Raw genomic sequence first — 19,477 nt, 5'->3', positions numbered from 1 at the left:
TGGCTCACCGCCGCAACGCCGCCATCGGCAAGAGCCCAAGCGACATCACAGGAGTCCTTGGCGGCCGCGAAAGAGCTGGTCTCCGTGATGCATATGAATGACCAGGCGACAGCCCTGTTGCCGATCATTCTGAAGAACCTGAGACCGACGATCGTCCAGGGGCGCGCCGAGGTCGCTCTGCAATATGATGCGTTGATCCCGAAGTTCACCCAGGCCTTTCAGGGCAGGGTTTCCGAATTCTCGGATGCGATCGCGGTCGTCTATGCCAGGAACTTCTCGGCGGACGACCTCAGGACCATGGCTGAGTTCTACAGGACCCCGACAGGTCAACGAGTCCTGCAGAAGCTGCCGTCCGTCACCCAGGAGTCGAGCATTGCCGGGCAGAAATTTGGTCAAGCTCTCGGCGAAGAGATCAGGAAGCAGATGGTCGATGAACTGAGGAAGAAAGGTCTCGATCTTTGATCCGAACTCCCGATCGTCATGCAGCGGCGCTGCCCTGCGACATAACCGGCGCGACGGGCAATTTCCGTATGACAGGCTTGTGGTCCGTCCCGCCTCGCCATCCCCGGGAAGCCGAACCGAGACGTCCACGGTCATGCCCCCGACGCCGGGCACGACACCGGATTGCAGGCTCAAACCTTGCCGCGGGCCGATAGTCCGGCGAACGACAACGCAAGTCGATGGTCAGCTCATGCGCCTTCGAACTTGAACGACACGTTGAGCTTGGCTCGATAGGCTTCCACCTTCCCCTTCGCGTCGAGCTGCATATCGAGCTGGACCACTTCTGCGACACGCAGGTCTCGGAGTGTCTTCGCCGCCTGCTCGACGGCGTTGGTAGCTGCCCTTTCCCAAGATTCGCTGCTGGTACCGATCAGCTCGATGACTTTGTAGACGCTGTCAGACATGTCGGTCTCCTGTTCGGTATGGAGCAGGAAGCAGGTGCTCCCTGCCACAACTGAACGTAGCATCATCGCGCGGCGCCTGAAAGGACGCAGCCTACCCATGGCAGCCGCAGGTCCGGAGCTACCACGAGTAGCGCTAACGCCTTGCGCGTCTCACAAGCCCTTGCGCCCCTACACGCCGCCCAGCTTGCAGACGTGCTTCCATTCCGCAGGCGTGACCGGCTGCACCGACAGCCGCGACTGCTTCACCAGCGCCATCTCGCTCAGCATCTTGTCGGCCTTGATCGCGGCGAGCGTCACCGGGGTCTTGAAGGGCTTGTGCGCCTTGATGTCGACGCAGACGAACTTGCCGGTCTTGTCGGTCGGATCAGGATAGGCTTCCTTGATGATCTCGGCGATGCCGACGATCTCCTTGCCCTCGTTGGAATGATAATAGAAGGCGAGGTCGCCTTTCTTCATCGCCACCAGGTTCTGCCGCGCCGTGTAGTTGCGCACGCCGGTCCAGGCCTCCCCCTTCGCGCCCTTCGCCACCTGCTGGTCCCACGACCATACCGAGGGTTCGGATTTCACCAGCCAGTAGTTCATGATGGTCGTCTCTTTCCATTCGTCCTGGCCAGGCAAAAGCGCGAAGCGCTGGGAGGTCCCGGCCATCCACGTCGCACTGCTCGGCGCATTATCCAAGACATGGATGCCCGCGACAAGCGCGGGCATGACGGCGGAGAGAGCGTCGTGCTGGATGACGTCGGTCGCGCGGCGGCCGCTCACTCCTCCGCCTTGAATGGGCGCATCATCAGCGCCTCGATCGCGGCATCGATCGTCACGGTGCCGGCGAGAATGGCGGCCACCGCCTGCGCCACCGGCATCTCGACGCCGCGCGAGGTGGCGAGTTCGACCAGCACGGGCGCGGTGTATTGTCCCTCGGCGAGCTTGCCTGCGGGCAGCGGCTCGCCGCGGCCGAGCGCGAGGCCGGCGGCGAAGTTGCGCGATTGCGGACCGGCGCAGGTGAGGATCAGGTCGCCGAGGCCGGACAGGCCGGTCAAGGTCTCGCTGCGCGCGCCATAGGCGCGGCCGAGCCGCACCAACTCGGCGAAGCCGCGCGTGGTCAGCGCCGCCAGCGCCGAGGCGCCGAGATTGCGGCCGGCAACGATGCCGGCGGCGATCGCCAGCACGTTCTTGGCGGCGCCGCCGATCTCGACGCCGCGCACGTCGGTCGAATGATAGGGCCGGAAGGTCGGCGAACCCAGCGCATGGACGAGGTCGGCCGCGAGCGCCTCGTCGGGCGCGGCGAGCGTCACCGCGGTCGGCAGCCCTCGCGCGACGTCGTCGGCGAAGCTCGGGCCGGACAGGATCACCGGGATCGCGTTCGGCGCGGCCTCCGCGATCACCTCGGTCATGAATTTATGGGTGCCGTGCTCGATGCCCTTGGCGCAGGCGACGAGCGGCGTGCCCGGACGGAGCAGCGGGGCGAGATGCATGACCGCACCGCGCAGATGCTGGGCGGGGACAACGATGAGAACGGCGTCGGCGCGGGCGGCCTCGGCGAGATCGGCGGTCACGGCGATGCTGGGGGCGAGCGGAATGCCGGGCAGTCGCGGGTTTTCGCGGGCAGCAGAGATGCGCGCGGCGTGGTGGCTGTCGCGCGCGTAGAGCGTGACCTCACGGCCGGCACGCGCGGCGACGGCGGCGAGCGCCGTGCCCCACGCACCGGCGCCGACGATGGAAATGGTTTGGACGTGGGTCATGCGCCGCAAGCGCCGCTGCGCTCCCTCCTCCCTTGTGGGGGAGGGCTGGGGAGGGTGCCACGAGCGGCAATCCTTGTGGGGCCACCCCCACCCCCGACCCCTCCCCGCAACGGGGAGGGGAGTGCACCGCGTCCTGCGCACCAGCTTGCGTCACGATGTGCAGGAGCACGGCTCAACCGATGGCTGAGTTCAGCCAGCAACTCCGCCACCCTTAAAACCCCGCCCGCGTATTCGCGAACTTGCCCGGCACGCTGGCATTGGCATCCAGCAGCCAGCGCGCGCGCGGCGCGGCGTCCATGCCGTCCACCATCCCTAGCGCCAACCGCTCCAGCCCGGCCCAGGCGATCATCGCGCCATTGTCGGTGCACAGCGCCGGCGGCGGCATGATCAGGCGGGTGCCGGCCTGCTGCGCGACATCGTCGAGCGCGCCGCGGATCGCCTGGTTGGCGGCGACACCGCCGGCCGCGACGAGCGCGGTCGGCGCGCCAAAACGCTGCTTGAACAGATCGAGGCCGACGCGCAGGCGGTCGGCGGTCGAGTCCAGCACCGCGGCCTGGAAGCTGGCGCAGAGGTCGGCGATGTCCTGCTCGCTCACCTTGCCCAGCCGGCCGATCTCGTTACGCACGGCGGTCTTCAGACCGGACAGCGAGAAATTGGCATCGCTGCGGCCCTGCATCGGACGCGGGAAGGCAAAGCGCTGACCGTCGCCGTTGCGCGCGGCCTGCTCGACCTGTGGTCCGCCCGGATAGGGCAGACCCAGCATCTTCGCGACCTTGTCGAACGCCTCGCCCATCGCGTCGTCGACGGTGGTGCCGAGCCTGACATAGTCGCCGACGCCGGCGACCGCGACGATCTGGGTGTGGCCGCCGGAGGCCAGGAACAGGCAATAGGGGAAGTCGATTGCATCGGTGAGGCGCGGCGTCAGCGCATGCGCCTCGAGATGGTTGACCGCGATCAGCGGCGTGTCGTGCACCATCGCGATCGCCTTGGCGGTGGTGAGGCCGACGATGACGCCGCCGATCAGGCCCGGCCCGGCCGCCGCCGCGACGCCGCCGAGCGCGGCATAGTCGATGCCGGCCTCGCGCATCGCCGCGTCGATGAGATGGTCGAGCATGTCGACATGGGCGCGCGCGGCGATCTCGGGAACCACGCCGCCATAGATGGCATGCTCGTCGGTCTGCGAGCGCACGACATTGGAGAGGATCTGCCCCTTGCCGTCCGAATCACGCGCCACCACGGCCGCGGCGGTCTCGTCGCAGGTGGTTTCGATGCCCAGCACGAGCGTTTGCGATTCGTTACCCAATCTCAACCCTTTTGGTCATTATGAGTGCGCAGAACCGCCTAACACCACGAGGTCGCCAGGTGCAATCGTCCGTCCGTTGCAGCCCGGCCGATCCGTGTTCGACGGGAGCATAGCACATGGCCGTGCTGGTGACCCGTCCCGCCCCTGACAATGAACGCACCGCGAGCGCCCTGCGCGCGCGTGGCTTCGAGGTGCTGCTGGCGCCGATGCTGCGCTTCGAGCCGGTCGCGCTGCCGCCGGACGTCGGCGGCGATGCCGCCGGACTCATCGTAACGTCATCGAACGCGCTGCGCGCGGCGGCGCCGCAGCTCAGGGCGTCCGCCTTGCTGCGCCTGCCGCTGTTCGCGGTCGGCGACCGGACGGCCGCAGCCGCACGCGAGGCCGGCTTCACGCAGGTGATCTCGGCCGCGGCCGATGCGACCGCGTTGCGCGACCTGATCGCAGACAGCGGCGTCATCGAGGCCAGGGCCACCCTGCTCTATCTCGCCGGCGCCGACATCTCGCGCGACCTCGCCTCCGAGCTCGCCGAGCGCGGCTTCGATGTGATCACCCAGACCGTCTATCGCATGGCGCAGGTGACCACCCTGCCGCGCGAGGTCTGCGACGCCTTCGCAGCCAACCGGATCGAGGCGGTGCTGCATTATTCGCGGCGGAGCGCGGTTGCATTCGTGGCGGCCATCCGCGCCGACGGCGTCGAAATCTCGGCGCTGGCGGTGCCGCATGGCTGCCTGTCGGCCAATGTCGCCGAGGTGCTGCGCGAGGCCGGCGCCACCCAGGTCACAATCGCGGCGCATCCGGATGAAAACGACATGCTGGAGGGCCTGACCCGTGCGCTACGGTCGTGAATGGCGTAAGAGGGCCTGCTCAATCTTGCCTCAGCCAGGGAACTTCCACCATGGTCGATGAACCCGACACCGCTGCACCGGCCTCCGACACCGGGCGGCCGAAACGGCCACCGCCGACCATCGATTTGGAGCCGACCTCGCGCGAGGAGCGCCCGCCGGCCAGCGAGAGCGCGGCCGAGCGGCCGACCACGTCGCCCTGGTCGGCCCCGGCCGAAGCCTTGGCCGAGGGATCGTCGGGCGCCGCGAGCCAGTCGCATCCGCATGGCGCCGGTGACGCCGAACCGGAATCGGCCGCCAGCGAGACGCCCGAGGCGACGGTCGCCGCGGCCGAGCCGCCGCACGCCGAGCTTCCTCCACCCCCGCCGCCGCGCCCGGTCTCGCCCTGGATCATCGCGCCGTTCTCCGGCGCGGCCGCGGCGGCGCTGGTGATCGGCGTCGGCTGGATGCTCGGCTGGCCGCCTGTGCAGCCGCCCTCGGCGATCTCGCCGCAGTCCGCCGCTATCGACGAGCTCACCTCCCGCGTCGCCGGGCTGGAGCAGCGCGTCGGCAAGCCGGACGGCGCCGTGACCGGCCGGCTCGATGCCGCCGACAAGACGATTGCAGCGCTGCGCAACGACGTCGTCGGCCTGCGCGCGCAGGCCGACAAGACCGTGGCGGCCCTCAACGATGTCCGGGCGCAGCCGCGCGACGGCTCCGCGCCGGCGCCCGCACCCGAGCCGGTCGATCTCTCCGGCCTGACGGCGCGCATCGACGCGCTGGAGCGGGCGAGCAAGAGCCAGAGCGCGGCGCTGGCACAGGAGCGCGCCAAGCTCTCAGAGGCGGCCAAGCCGGCCGACGATGCGCCGCTGCGCCGCGTGGTCGCCGCGACCCTGCTCGACGTCGCCGTGCGTCACGGCGATCCCTATGGAGCGGCGCTGACCACCGCCAGATCGCTGGCGCCCGACGCGTCCGCGCTGAAGCCGCTGGAGGCATTCGCCACGACCGGCGTGCCGAGCCCCGCGGCACTGAGCCGCGAGCTGCTCACCATCGTGCCGAAGCTCTCGCCGCCGGCGCCCGAGAGCACCACGGGGACTTCGATCCTCAGCAAGCTCTCGGCCGGCGCCTCGAGCCTGGTCAAGGTCGAGCGTACCGACGGCGCCGGCACCGATCGCGGCGCGGTCGTGGCACGGATCACCGCGGCGGCGCTGCGCAACGATGTCGCCGAGGCGCGCCGCCAGCTGAAGGACCTCTCGCCCGAGGAGCGCGCCCCCGCCAATGACTGGCTCGCACGCGCCGAGGCCCGCGACGCCGCGCTGTCGACCGCCCGCAAATTCGCCGACGACGCGATGACCGCGCTCGCCAAACCCGCGCAATAGGACGCCCATGTTCCGGATCGTCATTTTCCTCATCCTGGTCGGGCTCGCCGCTGCGGGCTCGGCCTGGGTCGCCGAGCAGACCGGCGACGTCGTCTTGAATTGGGGCCCGTGGCGGATCGCCATGACCTTGCCGGTGTTCGTGCTCGCGCTCGGCCTGACCATCGCGGCCTGCGTGCTGGTCTGGAACCTGATCAGCGCGCTGCTGCGGGCGCCCGGCCGCATCCGCAAGGCGCATCGCGCCCGCCGGCATCAGCGCGGCCGCCACGCCATCACCCACGGCCTGCTGGCGATCGGCCAGGGCGATTCGACGGCGGCGCGGCAGCACGCCGACACCGCCAAGCGGCTGGCCGGCGATGATCCGCTGACGCTGCTCCTGCACGCCCAGGCGGCGCAGCTCGAAGGCGACCGCGACGGCGCCCGGCGCGCCTTCCGCGCCATGGCCGAGCGCCACGACACCCGCCTGCTCGGCTTGCGCGGCCTGTTCATCGAGGCGCAGCGCGCCGACGACGCCTATGCCGCGGTGATGATCGCCGACGAAGCGCTCAGGCTGGCGCCCAACGCCACCTGGGCCTCGCATGCCGTGCTCGGCTTCCGCTGCGCCGAGGCCGACTGGGACGGAGCGCTTTCGATCCTCGACGGCAACTACACCGCCGGCATGATCGACAAGCCGACCTACCGCCGTCAGCGCGGCGTGCTGCTGACGGCGCGCGCGCTGGCGCTGGAGACCGGGGATCGCGACCTGTCGCGCTCGAGCGCGATGGAGGCGGTGAAGCTGGCGCCGACCCTGGTGCCGGCCGCGGTGCTGGCGGCGAAGTTCGAGAGCGAGGCGCACCAGGTGCGGCGCGCGATGAAGATCATCGAGGCGGCCTGGGCGGCGTGTCCGCATCCGGACCTCGCCGATGCCTACGCCCATGTGCGGCTCGGCGATTCGGCCACGCAGCGGCTGGCGCGGGTGGAGAACCTGGCCGCGCGGACGCCCGGCCATGTCGAAGGCGCGCTGGCGGTGGCGCGCGCGGCGATCGACGCCGCCGAATTCGGCCGCGCCCGCGAGGCGCTGGCGCCGTTCACGGAGGATCCGACCCAGCGCGTGGCGATGCTGATGGCCGAGCTGGAGCGCACCGAGCATGGCGACGCCGGCAAGGCGCGCGAATGGGCGCTGCGCGCGGTGCGCGCCCGCCACGACCCGGCCTGGACCGCGGACGGCTATGTCAGCGATCGCTGGCAGCCGATCTCGCCGGTCACCGGCCGGCTGGACGCCTTCCAATGGCAGACCCCGGTGGCGAGCCTGCCCTCGGAGCGCAGCAGCGTGATCGAAAGCTCGGCCTTCGCCGAAGCCGTGCTGGCGCCGCCGGCCCGGCCCGCCGTGGCCGAAACCGCGGTCGAGCCGCCGCGCGAGGCCGTGGTGATCACTCCGGCGCTGCAGGACAACGAGCCGCCGCGGCCAGTGGTCGCCGCCGATCCCGAGCAGGCCGAACAACCGGCCGAGGCCGTGGACAAGCCTGTCGACAAGCCGGTGGATATCCCTGTGGACATGGCTGAGGATAGCCGGTTGATCGACGCCGTCGCCGCCGAGCCGGCGCCGCCGTTGCAGGCCGCGGGTCCCGTCGAGGCCGAATCGGAGCCGGAGACGGAGGCCGAGCCGAACGCGGTCGCCGCCAAGCCGGCCGAGACGGCGGCAGCCGCGCCGACGCCGCTGTTCCGCACCCGCAACGATCTCGCCCGGCCGGCGGAGACGCCGATCCAGGCGATCGTGCCGATCATGCGGCCGCCGGACGATCCCGGTGTCGATGACGACGACCAGCCCCGCGACGAGTTCGCCGAGCAGATCGCGCCCAAGGCCCAGGCCGGCGGCTGGCGCGGGTTCTGGTCGCGGTTCGGCGGCTGAGGACCGTCAGGCCCTCCCGCCGTTCCGGTCACACCGGTTCGTTTCGGAGCCGCGGCCGCGCGCGTTGTCCTTGCCAACGGGCCGTCCGCCCGATATCAGGAGCGCGTCTGCGTCGTCCGGCCTCGTGCCGGGCGCTCGCCGCTATGGTTCGCCGCAATAGCTCAGCTGGTAGAGCACGTCATTCGTAATGACGGGGTCGGGGGTTCGAGTCCCTCTTGCGGCACCACCCCCCTTCCGCAGCCGTCCTCCCTCGTTCGTTTCTCGCCGACAAGGTACTGAAAACAAAACATTTTCGGTCATTCGTGGCCGTCACGGTTTGTTCTCGTTCGTTGACAGCCGATGAAATTGTTGGCCTCCTTGTTGGCCTTTCGGGCGATGTAGCTTTGAAAAGGCCAACAGTTGGTGCGTGGCATGGCGAGTGGAAAACTTACGGACGCTGCCGTTAGGAACGCCAAGGCTAGTGGGCGGCTAGTGAAGCTCTCGGACGGGGGCGGCCTGCAACTGTGGCTTACGCCAAGCGGTGGCAAACTCTGGAATTTCGCGTATCGGTTCGGCAGCAAGCAGAAGAAGCTCGCCCTTGGCGAATACGGCAAGGCCCCGGCCGGTGTGCCACTGGAAGCTGCCAGAAGGCTAAGGGACGAAGCTGCGGGCCTCTTGCGGGACGGCATCGATCCCGCCATCCGGAAGCGCCAGGTGAAGGCGGCGCGCGCCGAGGCTCAGGCCAACACGTTCAGTGTTCTGGCCGATGAGCTGCTTGCCAAGAAGAAGCGGGAGGGCGTTGCGACTGCGACCGCTGGCAAGCTGGAATGGCTGCTCGGCCTGGCCAAGGCCGATCTGGGACCGCTGCCGATCGGCGACGTCTCCGCTGGCGAAGTCTTGCGGGTGCTGCAACCACTGGAAGCGGCCGGCAAGCTCGAAACGGCAAAGCGCCTGCGGGCGGTCATTGGTGCCGTATTTCGATATGCTGTCACGACCGCCCGTGCCAATGCGGACCCGACCCAAGCGCTGCGCGGCGCAATCGCAGCTCCAAAACCGAAGCACCGGGCGGCGATTATCGAGCCTGTCGCGTTCGGCGGCTTGCTGCGGGCGATTGACGGCTTTCAGGGCCAGCCAACGACGAAGGCCGCGCTGCAACTGATCGCCCTGCTAGCGCCGCGGCCGGGCGAGCTGCGCCACGCGACATGGGCTGAGTTTGATCTGGACGCTGCCGTGTGGAACATCCCCGCCGAGCGGACGAAGATGCGCAGACCTCACCGCGTCCCGCTTCCAGCGCAGGCTACCGCCATTTTGCGGGATCTGCATCCGATCACAGGGCGAGGCGTGGCCGGGCTTGTCTTCCCGGGCCTGCGTTCGGTGACGCGGCCGATCAGCGAAAACACGCTGTGTGCGGCGCTGCGCCGTCTCGGCTATTCGAACGACGAGATGGTCGCTCACGGTTTCCGCTCGACCTTTTCGACCCTGGCCAACGAAAGCGGAAAGTGGAGCATCAACGCCATCGAGGCTGCGCTGGCGCATGTTGAGCCGAATGCTGTGCGCCGGGCCTACGCCCGCGGCGACTATTGGGATGAACGTGTGAAACTGATGACGTGGTGGGCCGACTATCTCGATGCGCTGCGCCAGGGTGCGCGCATATTGCAATTCAAGGAAGCGTCAGCGTGAGCAGTGGTGGGCCTAGTACGTTAAGATCGTGTGCGGGGATAGGAAGGCTATCCGATAATCCGGTCAGCACCTCCGGGTACACATCGATTGGGGTACGACACGAGTGAGCTTATGGCGGCGGCCCTTTTGGTGAACAATGGGACGCCGGCATTTCACCAAGAACGGATCAGAAAACGCGGAGTTGGCTGCGTGGAGAAGCCCCTCTGTCAGCGCAGGACAAGCCTGTTGCTATCAGCGCAGAACTAGGACCGATTGACGGTCCAATCAGCAACGGGCCGAAGACGCGCCTCTCTAAGGAATAGGGCAAGCTGCCGCCACGGCGGACGCGCGCGTTGTTGATCATGCGTTTCGAGGACAACGACGATTGACGTTCATCTTCTCGTCACCGGACTTCACCGAGCGCGCCCCTCGGTCGCCACGAGACAGGATCTGCGATCCACCGGTTGATTTCGGATTCATGCCAACCGCTGCCATTGGTGCTGATCTTGATCTGAACCGGGAATGTGCCCTCGGCGATCTTGCGGTAGATCGTGGACCGCGACAGCCCGGTCCTCGCGAGAACGGTTTTCAAACGGATGATGCGGTCCGCTTCGCGCATGGCCGGGCTGCCTCCTGCTGGCTGGTTCTGACGGCTGCTGAGAGAAGAGAGGCCACCGCCTGGCGGGCGTGCAATTGGGTTTTCGACTTGTCGGGGCGTGGCGCCCAAGCGGCGGCAGATAGGCCTAGTCAGCGTTCGAGGCCTCGGTCTTTTCCAAGGCCGATACCGTGGGCAAGGGCTAGCTCCTGGCCGAGCCGGCGGCCGGATTCGAACGCGATGCCGAGGTCGTTCTTGCGGCCGGCGAGGATGGATTCCAATTGCGGATCGCGTTCGAGGCTTTTGGCCATGTCGCCCATTGCCGAGCGCGCAGCCTTGTAGCCGGACATGTCGCCAGCTTGGTATAGGCGCTGACTGGTGTGGCCAAGCTTGTGCCAGCGCTCCACAAAGCGATCGGCGCGCCGGCTTGGATCGGTGCGAAGTTCGGTCTCGATCTGGAGCGCACGGATGGCGGGGCTGACCTGACCGGCCGCCGCCTTACGGGCGAGCTCCGGGTTGTTTCGGTAGGCGGCTTCGGCGTCATGCGAGCCATAAGGCCGCACCGCCTCGAAGGCATGGCGGGCCGTCTGTAGTTCTTTCACCTGCTCCGGACTTGCCTGCCTGCCTATCTTCCGCTCCGCGAAGATCGCATCCACGGCGCGGGCATGGCGCACGAGCGCCCGGGTCCGGACGCGACGTGCTTCCACCTCGGGATCTTGCGCCACGTTCCTTGCCGGCACTTCGGGTTCACGCCGGTCGGTTGCCGTACCACTCCTTTCCCTTTCCGGCGACCCGGGCTCGGGCCGTTGTCCGCCATATCGGTCGGACACCTCCCCAGGAACGCGAAGGCCGTCGAACATGTCGCGCAGCTTCTCCGGCATGACCTTGCGTACGATCTCGGCCACGCGCTCGCGAAACGTGATCCCACGCCGCTCGGCGTAGCTTTGGATCGGATCGGCACGGTCGTAGTCGGAAGCCATGTCCTTGGCGCGATCGCGCGACAGGGCGCGGACCAGCCGAACCTCATTGGCAAAGTCGTCACGGCCATAATGCAGGTCGACGCTGTCGCGATGCCGCGACAGGGAGACATAGCTGCTGTGGGCGTCCATGCCGGGCGTCGCCAGCACATGGACGCGGTCCACCGTCATGCCCTGCGCCTTGTGGATCGTCGCCGCATAGCCATGGTCGAGCCGATTGTAATCTTTGAGGTCGAAGCGCACGGATCGGCCATCGTCGGTCTGCACGGTCATGGATTTTGCGCTGACCTGCTCGATGGTTCCGAGCGTGCCGTTCTTGACGCCGAGCCCGCGCTCGTTCTGCAGGAACATGACCCGATCGCCGCCCGCAAAGTCTCTCGTGCCGCGCTCGACCGTCACCTCCACCTCGTCGCCGAGATTGCCCGCTGCCCGCATCCGCTCGCGCGCCGTCTCGTTCAGCGCATGGACCTCTTCGTTGGTATGGGTGAGGATGATCCGGCTCCGATCCGGCGAGGCCAGCCGGTCGCGGTCCCAACGCTCGATCAGATCCCCTCGAGCCTGCTCGCGGGTCTGGGCCTCGTGCACCAAGCCATGGGCGCGGTAAGCTCCGAGCGCATGATCCACCTTGCCGGTCGCTAGATCGCGCGTGGCACCGCGCTGCCAGTCCTCCCGCTGACGGCGCACTTCGCCGATCTCGGCGCCGCCGTGACGCTCATAAATCGACCGGAAGGCCGCTCCCGCTTCGATCGCCTGCAGCTGTTGCGGATCGCCGACGAGCACCACCTTTGCGCCAGCCTCGGCGGCATGGGACAGCACGCGCTCGAGCTGCCGCGTGCCGACCATCCCCGCCTCGTCGATGACAAGCACATTGCTCGATTTGAGCAGATCACGGCTCTGTCCCCAGCCGTGCTCCAGGCTGGCAATCGTGCGCGACGCAATGCCCGATCCGCTTTGAAGGTTTTCCGCGGCAATGCCGGACAGCGCCACGCCCCGGACCTCGAAGCCAGCCGCTTCCCACGCCTCCCGTGCCACCCCCAGCATCGCGCTCTTTCCCGTCCCGGCATGGCCGACCACGACGCTGAGATCGCGTCCACCCGTGACGTGCGCCAAGGCGTCAACCTGCTCGGATGACAGCACCAGGCCGCGCGCTTCCGCACGCGCCAAAGCCGCCCTGCGCTCCGCATCTCGCACCTCGAGGCGCTCCCCTCCCGCCAACAATTCAGCGGCACGGTGCAGGCGCTGTTCCGTCTCGATCATTCCGCGGGTTGTGAACCGATCCTCGCCGCGGGCGTCCTTACCGAGTTCGATCAGATCGGGCGTTCCCTGTATCGCGCCCATGACCGCATCGAACTGGTCGAGCCCGTCACTGTGCCGGTGCGCGAATTTTGCCAGGTCGCGGCGCGTGAAGGTCGATTGCTGCTGGGTGATCGCGTCCAGTCCAAGGGAGGGATCAGCGATGATCCGCGCGCCATTGTTGCGCGCGATCTCGCGGTGCATCTCGGCCCGGTCGGCCTCAGACTCGTCGCCCGCAATGCCTCGGATCTCAATCCGTTTGGCGGGCGCGCCGATCTGGCTTTGCGGCTCCAGCGCAATGCCCTGGGCTTCCAGGCTGCGATGGTCGATCCGCGCGTCGATGTCGAGCTGGGCCAGCCGCTCGTTGACAAGCTCGGCCCAGCGTCTGCGCCAGCGCTCGACCATCTCCGTACGGTTCCAGTCCCGTACCTTATTGCCAAAGCCGCTCTCGTCGACCGAGCGCATGGTCACCATGACATGGGCATGAGGTTTCGGCAGTCCGTCCTCCGCCCTGTCCCAATGCACATTGAGATCGGCGATCATACCGAGACCCACGAACTCGCTCCGAACGAAATCGCGGGCTAGCTCGATGCCCTGCGCCTCACTCATCTCGCGCGGAAGCGCAAACTCCACCTCGCGGGCCAGCTGGGCATCTTTCCGGATTTCGTGCGCTTCGACGTCATTCCAAAGCCGCTCGCGGTCGCTCCATGCTTCCGGCACGTTCTCCGGCAGCATGACCTCGGAATGAACGACGCCGCGCTTGGCGGAGAAATCCTGATCGCGGCCGAGCCGCTCGTCACGCAGCCGCGAGCCGGAGCGGTAGGCCGCCGATGCTACCGCGCTGCTCCCGGCCTTTCGGCCAATGACCTTGACGTGAAGATGATAGATCGCCATCGCGACCAGATCACTGGCACAGCGAAGCGCACGTCGGAACGACGTATAAGCGCGCCCTCCTCGAAAAAATCTCGGGAGGGACTACCCCGTCTCAGCTCGTCCTGATGACCTTACAGCATTCTGCGGTGTGCTCGCCTATTATTTCTCCATCGAGCTCATGGAGACGATGATGCGCAAGCCACGAGACTTTGATGCGGATCTGAAGGCACTCGAAGACAAAGCGCGCGGGCTGAAAACTCGAAAGGTGCGCCAGCTCGGCGAATTGGTCATCGCGACCGGAGCTAACACACTGACGGCTGAAGAACTGGCAGGCGCGCTGATCGTGCTGGCCGAGACGAAGGAGGCCGGGAAGAGGGAGGCATGGGCCAAGCGCGGCGCCGCGTTTTTTCAAGGACGGACGCGCTGAAATGCGCCAGCAACTGACCGCAACACGGACGGCGCTCCTGGGCAACCGGACGGCGCGCAACCGGCATCAAGCCGCAAAAGCGCGACATGACATGCGCGCGTGGCAGGTCGAACGCCGCAAGCGCACCCGGCACCTCATCGAACTCGGCGGCCTCGTGGTCAAAGCCGGCATCGTGGACCTGACCGGTGACGACCGTTCCACGATCTTGGGCGCGCTGCTTTGGATGGCTGACAAGCTTAAAAGCGGTGAGGGCGAACGGGCACGTGAGCTTTGGGCCGCGAAGGGAAAACAAGCGTTCGAAACGGACCCTGCAATGGAAACGCGCACAGTTCGTAGAATGCGCGACAATCGCACGTTGGCCGACTAACGCTTCCGCAGCAGCCCGCTTGGTGAATTGCACGATCCTAATATCAACTGCAAAGTTGGTTTGCCGCTTTACTGCAGCTCCCTTGCGACAGGAATTGAGAGCAAGGCAAACACAATTGCACCAAGCACAAGCGTGATCGCACCGACGAGAAGAAAAGCGGGTGGATACAGGCCGCTACCGCCCAGATTCAGGACGGCTCCTATCAGCGCGATGCCGAAAGCAAAGCCCACCTGACGCATTGTGACACACATGGCGGCAGCCGTCGCCGCTCGATCGGCTGGAACCGAGGAAACCGAGAAGGCCGTGATCTGAGCGTTGAACAGTGCGCACCCCGCTCCGCCCAGGAGCAGCATCGCGCCCACGGCCCACGTCGCTGCCGAGCTGGATAGATCCCTTGAAATGGCTCCCAGGAACAATGCCGCGACGCCAACCACCGTCAGTCCTCCGCCGAAGTAGAACCGTGCCGGCATACACTGCGACAAGCGCGCGCCCAGACTAGGCAGCAGGAGCATTGGTATGGTGAGCGCGGTTAGCAGCAATCCGGAGCGACTTGCATCGAGCCCCATCGGCCCGCGCATCATCTGCGGCAGATGGACGAGCAAGGACCAGTAACCGATCGAACTTGCAATAGCGGTGATACAAAGGGCAAGGAACGGAACCGACGCAAACAGTCCGAAATCAAAGGCCGGCCGCGGGTGCCTGCGCTCTACGACCCAGAACGCACAAGAAGCGAGCACGGTTGTAGCCAATGCTATCCCACGAAATCCGCCTGATGAGAGGAGCGCGTACGCTGAGGAACCGACGACTAGCGCTAGCAGGTTCGGCCCGAGCCAATCCATTGGCGGTTGAGAGCCGACACGTTCCGATTCCGCCAGCGGCGAGGCGAAGACCACGAGCGCCATACAGAGCGGAAGATTGATCCAGAAGATCCACGGCCAGCCAGCATAGGAGGCAATGATTGCTCCGAGCGGTGGTCCGACGACCATTGAGCCACCGATGACCGTACCCCAGATGCCGAAGGCCCAGGCGCGTCGCTTACCCGGATAAGCGGCCGCGAGTAGCGCCGCAGCCGCCGACGTGATCGCAGCGCCTGCGACGCCTTGCAGCACGCGCCACGCCAGCAGGCTCTCGAACGTGGTCGACGCCGCAGACAGTGCCGAGGAGAGAGCAAACAAGACGCCGCCGCCAATGAACACTCTTCGCCGCCCGTGTCGGTCTGCAAACGGACCGGCAACCGGAAGCGCGAAGATGAGAGCGAGGCTGTAGATGTCGATAATCCAGGCCTGGTCTTGCACCGGGACCCCTAAGCTGCTGGCGATGTCCGGTAGCGCTGCGGCCAGGCCCGTGAGATCGACCTGGAACAGGAATCCGCTGACACTCGCCGCAAGAAGCGCAAACCGCGGCAATCGTGAAGAAGAACCGTTATCCGCGATTGTCGGATCCTCAACCAGCGCAATTTCGAGATGTTCTGCCATCGCCTTAGGCTGGCGGAAAAACGGCTTGGCAGCGAATGAAGCATTCTCAAAATCTCATGAAACTGTATCATGTGGTTCTCATTGATCACTTCTTGCTCCGATGGTCCGCCGCCTTCCACCTTTTGCTCCATTGGTCGCGTTCGACGCCGTCGCGCGCCACCGCTCATTCACTCGCGCGGCTGAAGAACTTGGTGTGACCCAGAGCGCGGTCAGTCATCGAATTCGGCAGCTCGAGACATTTTACGGGACGACTCTGCTCCGCAGACTCAATCCCGGGGTCGAGCTGAGCGCCGAAGGAAGTTTGCTGCGAGCCGAACTTGCGATGTTGCTCGACACCATGGCCGGACTGGAGCCTCGTCTGCGCCGCCGCGCCAGCCGCCAAACCGTCAGATTGGGTTCAGGCCCGGCGTTCGCCGCGTGGTGGCTCGTCAGGCGACTTCCATCGTTTCAGTCGGAGCATCCCGACATCGATGTCGAGTTCGAGCCAATCCAAGCGGAGCAGGACGCGACGAGTTCAGTCGATCTTCGTATCGTCTGGACGTCGCTTGCCGAAGCACGGCCCAGTTCGACTCAAGCGCCATTGTTTCAGGAACGGGTGGTTCCGGTGTGCGCGCCACGTGTGCTGCCTGAAGGCAAGCCGCTGGCGAATCCGGCCGGTCTGATTGAGCTTCCGCTGATTCGCAAGGGGAGCGATCCCGCCGGTGAGTGGAGTTGGGAATTCTGGTTCAAGACACTTGGCGTGAACCAGGCCGTCTCCCGCGGGCCGGTTCTGCGTGATATCGGGCTTTGCCTCACCTCTGCCGTCGAAGGCGGCGGGGTCGCGCTTGGACGCTCGCTTCTGATCGCCGACGCAGTCGCCGATGGCCGCCTCGTACCGGCGTTGTTGGCGACGCCTCACGTGTCTTCGAGCAAAGTCCATGTGGCACGTTGGCGTCCAGAACTCACCGGTGATCGAGCTATCCGGACTTTAGTCAATTGGCTTTCTCGAGAAACATTGGTTACGGCAAACTGCCCCTCGGCTTGAACACGATGCGCAGAACGCAGACCTCTGAATTGCTCCGCAACTACGGTGTACCCAATCGAAATGGCGCACCACGGCCGATGAAGATGGGCACTACTGCTTCGCTATACCTCTATGATGCAGCGGCCGCCAAAGCGATCCGGCCGGATAACCAGCGACGGACTACGATCTTCCGCTACGCCTCATGGGCGACTGTCTTCCCGATTCCGCTGGTGGTCCGGTTACCCCTCGATAGCGGCCATTTCGATCAATCGCAGGATCGACGTGATGGGCCAATAGCCGACCACCAGTCACCGTCCCAGGCGCGATAGGAGCGCGGCCGCGTTCGGCTGCCTCGCAGCCCACGTAATATTATGTTCGCCGTCGACCTGCACAAAACCTGTACGTTCAGGCATGTCACTCCCATCAAGTGAGTTGAAAGTGCATGTTGCGCTTTCGCGAATGATGGCACCGATACGATCCTGAGCTTGGTAATCGATGAGCGCGATATACTGAACCGGCGAAGCTCGCTCGACTTGGGCAATGGCTTTCTTGGCTGCCTCGGACACTCGCCGTATCGGGTCTTTGAAGAACTCGTCGAACGTGATTGTCTTCCGAGACTCGTCTACGCTGATCCGCTCATAGGTGGACGGAGCAACCAACCGCTCCTTGATTGCTCTATCACATGTCTGCACAAATTGAGCGGTGAAGGGTGCGTAGCCGCGAAGGTACGCGTGGCCTAGAACGATCACACCGAAGCTCAGAAGCATTGCAATTGCGAGCTTTGTTCTCATCTTCCTGGTCGCTTGCCGACATTGCCCACGCCGCACTCAATACCGCTCTTGGACAAGGAAGCGGAAATCGAAGGAGAGCATCTTTTGTGCGGCCGTTACTAAAAACTAACGATGTCCGATTCGAAAAGCTGCCTTCTGATCGTCTGACGGCTCGCTTCCGGTTAAACCGCGAAAGCGGACATTCTCAATGCCGCTCTGGATCGTCCGTAGGGGGCCAGAACCGGAAGTGAACGCGACAAATGGGCTAACGCGAAGGGCTATTTGTCGCCATCAATACGGTGAGCAATGTAAAGATGCGTTTCATAATCGATGTCGAGGCCGCCTCCTTGATCGTCGATTGCTTTTGCAATTTCATCGAGCAGGTCTTCACGCGTCTCTGCCGCGAGTAACCGAACGTCCGACCGCGTGCTCAGAAACTCGGTGTAGCTGGACGCCGTGTGCTGCCATTTCCACAGATAGCACTTGTGTTCAACGGGCCCGAACAACTGCGACTGGTCAAACCAGTCCTTAAACGGGCCGTTCGGTAGGTACCAAGCTTCGGGCGGCGCCCCCCACGAGCCCGTGTGACGTAGCCAAATTTGCTTAAACCGTTCCAGTAAATGTGAGGGTAGTCCGACAGGCACGTGCCCGAAGACGGCCAGTGTTCCGTTAGTCGAAAGCAGTTGGGCGGCTTTTACGAACCGCACTTCCGGGGATACCCAGTGCCACGCCTGTGCCGCAAAGATTAGAGCGAACACTGAATTTCCAACTGGCCACGCCTCGAAAGTAGCCTCGGCTAGTTTCACGTTGGCAAAACTCGCCAAAGTCTCGCGCGCGTAGCGGATCATTTCCGATCCGGGATCAATGGCGACGATCTGCAAACCCCGCTTCGCAAAGCTTTTTGTTGCTTGACCCGTTCCACAGCCAATTTCAAGAACGGCATCGGTTGGCTCTAGGTTTGCAAATGACATGACATCGTCAATCAGAGCCTCAGGGTAATCGGGTCGTGAGGCCCTGTATACGTTCGCGACCTGATCGAATGTGAAACGCTGCTCCATCGTTTGCCCCCTTTTGGCGGTTAGGGAACATAACCTGAGCGGCGTCTGCCCGTCCAACAGCCCACTTCCGCTTCGGGTCAAAAAGCCGACGGTCGGTGCCCGGCTCCCTTATTCCGGTCGAGGCCCGGAAGCCGACATCACCGGCGGGACCGAAGGTCCGGGACGGGCCAGCAGCGGAAGTAAACGCGACAAAAGCGAAGGGCTACTTGTCGCCGTCACCTCTTTGGCAGCGCGTCGATAGCCGCTGCATACGAATCAGCAGATTGCAGAAGCCTGATGGCCCGTGCCGCCGGTGCCTTATCGGAGTCATATTGATAGCGAATCCTGATCGCGCCGATCAGCGTTTTCTTAAACTCGGACAGCGGCAGCCTCGCTTCATTGGCCAGCACCGGAATCGCAAAAATCGAACGCAGCAACCATGGTCCGATGGCTCTGATGCCGCCGAACGGGCGAACACGAATAAAGTCTAGAACATCGAACGACCGGCCGTCGGCGTCTACTAAGTGCCATTCGCCAGCGCGGGCGCGTTGGGCCGTCTCCTCAAACATCGAGCGGGGATGTGCACAGAGTTCGAGTGGCGTCGCAGCCAGATAGATGTAGCCCTCTCGCCAACAAAGCACGGGATACGAGATGTCGGGCAGATCGGCCGTCGTTTGACTCACTGGTCGCCGCAAAGTGCCAAATTGCTTGTACTCCAGGAGGCCACGATGCCTCGGTACTCTCCCTCAACGTACCAGCATACGTTGACTGAAGCTTTGCAACCCCAAAATGACAGCGGTGCGAACGAAGGTCCGGTTTAGGTCAAAGCCGGTCCTTTTGCCCCCTGGACGGCTTGCTTCCGGTCGACCTCCGGGAGCAGACGTCACCGTCCCGACTGGAAAGGTCCGCGAGGGGCCGATTCCGTTGAAAAAGTCGGCAGTAGTTTCGTCGTGAACGCCATCTGTTTCGAGGACGAATTGGCGCGTTGTG

Annotated in this window: 18 protein-coding genes, 1 tRNA gene and 1 pseudogene; 9 read left to right on the top strand and 11 right to left on the bottom strand. The window is 65.2% G+C overall.

What is annotated here, in order from left to right; genetic code table 11:
• Positions 1–57 precede the first annotated feature (57 nt).
• Complete coding sequence (locus QX048_RS17195) at positions 58–462, top strand: DUF2059 domain-containing protein (RefSeq protein ID WP_315715844.1); 405 nt, start codon at positions 58–60, stop codon at positions 460–462.
• 227 nt (positions 463–689) lie between these two features.
• On the opposite strand, the gene QX048_RS17190 is transcribed toward QX048_RS17195, so the two are convergent.
• The 4 genes from QX048_RS17190 to tsaD all read right to left on the bottom strand — a co-directional run bounded on the left by QX048_RS17190 (position 690) and on the right by tsaD (position 3,923).
• Positions 690–905 carry a dodecin family protein gene (locus QX048_RS17190; RefSeq protein ID WP_042340486.1) on the bottom strand — a complete coding sequence of 72 codons (216 nt, stop codon included), beginning with the start codon at positions 903–905 and terminating at the stop codon, positions 690–692.
• Positions 906–1,073: 168 nt separating this feature from the next.
• The gene (locus QX048_RS17185; RefSeq protein ID WP_315750837.1) at positions 1,074–1,487 is read right to left on the bottom strand and encodes an EVE domain-containing protein; all 414 of its coding nucleotides are present in this window, start codon (positions 1,485–1,487) and stop codon (positions 1,074–1,076) included.
• Positions 1,488–1,663: 176 nt separating this feature from the next.
• Positions 1,664–2,644, bottom strand: a complete 981-nt coding sequence (locus QX048_RS17180; RefSeq protein ID WP_315825733.1) for an NAD(P)H-dependent glycerol-3-phosphate dehydrogenase — start codon at positions 2,642–2,644, stop codon at positions 1,664–1,666.
• 211 nt (positions 2,645–2,855) lie between these two features.
• Positions 2,856–3,923 carry a tRNA (adenosine(37)-N6)-threonylcarbamoyltransferase complex transferase subunit TsaD gene (tsaD, locus tag QX048_RS17175; protein WP_315715842.1) on the bottom strand — a complete coding sequence of 356 codons (1,068 nt, stop codon included), beginning with the start codon at positions 3,921–3,923 and terminating at the stop codon, positions 2,856–2,858.
• 140 nt (positions 3,924–4,063) lie between these two features.
• Here tsaD and QX048_RS17170 point away from each other — a divergent pair, with 140 nt between their 5' ends.
• From QX048_RS17170 to QX048_RS17150, 5 genes are all read left to right on the top strand, one after another.
• Positions 4,064–4,792 carry a uroporphyrinogen-III synthase gene (locus tag QX048_RS17170; protein WP_315825732.1) on the top strand — a complete coding sequence of 243 codons (729 nt, stop codon included), beginning with the start codon at positions 4,064–4,066 and terminating at the stop codon, positions 4,790–4,792.
• Positions 4,793–4,842: 50 nt separating this feature from the next.
• Positions 4,843–6,147: a hypothetical protein gene (locus tag QX048_RS17165; protein ID WP_315825731.1), complete on the top strand. Its 1,305-nt coding sequence runs from the start codon at positions 4,843–4,845 to the stop codon at positions 6,145–6,147.
• A gap of 7 nt (positions 6,148–6,154) precedes the next feature.
• On the top strand, positions 6,155–8,032 hold the full coding sequence (locus QX048_RS17160; protein ID WP_315825730.1) for a heme biosynthesis HemY N-terminal domain-containing protein: 1,878 nt from the start codon (positions 6,155–6,157) through the stop codon (positions 8,030–8,032).
• Positions 8,033–8,182: 150 nt separating this feature from the next.
• Positions 8,183–8,258: transfer RNA gene (locus tag QX048_RS17155), tRNA-Thr, on the top strand.
• A 185-nt stretch (positions 8,259–8,443) separates the two neighbouring features.
• The gene (locus QX048_RS17150; RefSeq protein WP_315715838.1) at positions 8,444–9,691 is read left to right on the top strand and encodes a tyrosine-type recombinase/integrase; all 1,248 of its coding nucleotides are present in this window, start codon (positions 8,444–8,446) and stop codon (positions 9,689–9,691) included.
• Positions 9,692–10,073: 382 nt separating this feature from the next.
• On the opposite strand, the gene QX048_RS17145 is transcribed toward QX048_RS17150, so the two are convergent.
• Together QX048_RS17145 and traA are read right to left on the bottom strand one after the other, a co-directional pair.
• A complete protein-coding gene (locus tag QX048_RS17145) occupies positions 10,074–10,289 on the bottom strand; it encodes an AlpA family transcriptional regulator (RefSeq protein ID WP_315715837.1) in 216 nt (71 codons plus the stop codon).
• A gap of 128 nt (positions 10,290–10,417) precedes the next feature.
• Positions 10,418–13,429, bottom strand: a complete 3,012-nt coding sequence (gene traA, locus QX048_RS17140; RefSeq protein ID WP_315715836.1) for a Ti-type conjugative transfer relaxase TraA — start codon at positions 13,427–13,429, stop codon at positions 10,418–10,420.
• Positions 13,430–13,598: 169 nt separating this feature from the next.
• On the opposite strand from traA, the pseudogene QX048_RS17135 reads away from it, so the two are divergent.
• Positions 13,599–13,925, top strand: a pseudogene (locus QX048_RS17135) (conjugal transfer protein TraD).
• Between the two features lies 1 nt (position 13,926).
• On the top strand, positions 13,927–14,202 hold the full coding sequence (locus tag QX048_RS17130; RefSeq protein WP_315715835.1) for a conjugal transfer protein TraD: 276 nt from the start codon (positions 13,927–13,929) through the stop codon (positions 14,200–14,202).
• Positions 14,203–14,270: 68 nt separating this feature from the next.
• Here QX048_RS17130 and QX048_RS17125 read toward each other — a convergent pair whose 3' ends face one another.
• On the bottom strand, positions 14,271–15,677 hold the full coding sequence (locus QX048_RS17125; RefSeq protein WP_315715834.1) for an MFS transporter: 1,407 nt from the start codon (positions 15,675–15,677) through the stop codon (positions 14,271–14,273).
• Between the two features lie 100 nt (positions 15,678–15,777).
• On the opposite strand from QX048_RS17125, the gene QX048_RS17120 reads away from it, so the two are divergent.
• Entirely contained in the window at positions 15,778–16,701 is a 924-nt protein-coding gene (locus tag QX048_RS17120) for a LysR substrate-binding domain-containing protein (RefSeq protein WP_315715833.1), read from the top strand.
• Positions 16,702–16,988: 287 nt separating this feature from the next.
• Here the strand turns inward: QX048_RS17120 and QX048_RS17115 are convergent, their stop codons facing one another.
• The 4 genes from QX048_RS17115 to QX048_RS17100 all read right to left on the bottom strand — a co-directional run.
• Positions 16,989–17,471 carry a hypothetical protein gene (locus QX048_RS17115; protein WP_315715832.1) on the bottom strand — a complete coding sequence of 161 codons (483 nt, stop codon included), beginning with the start codon at positions 17,469–17,471 and terminating at the stop codon, positions 16,989–16,991.
• A 257-nt stretch (positions 17,472–17,728) separates the two neighbouring features.
• Positions 17,729–18,508, bottom strand: coding sequence for a class I SAM-dependent methyltransferase (locus tag QX048_RS17110; protein WP_315715831.1), 780 nt, complete (start codon positions 18,506–18,508; stop codon positions 17,729–17,731).
• 215 nt (positions 18,509–18,723) lie between these two features.
• Positions 18,724–19,170 (bottom strand): hypothetical protein, encoded by a 447-nt coding sequence (locus QX048_RS17105; protein WP_315715830.1) that lies wholly within the window; start codon positions 19,168–19,170, stop codon positions 18,724–18,726.
• A gap of 63 nt (positions 19,171–19,233) precedes the next feature.
• On the bottom strand, positions 19,234–19,477 hold a 244-nt coding region (locus tag QX048_RS17100), incomplete at its 5' end, for a hypothetical protein (protein ID WP_316192272.1).

The organism is Bradyrhizobium sp. SZCCHNS30572 (assembly GCF_032484415.1).
Taxonomy (GTDB): Bacteria; Pseudomonadota; Alphaproteobacteria; order Rhizobiales; family Xanthobacteraceae; genus Bradyrhizobium.
Note: the sequence above shows the minus strand (reverse complement) of the source record. Positions and strands in the feature narration are given on the sequence as shown.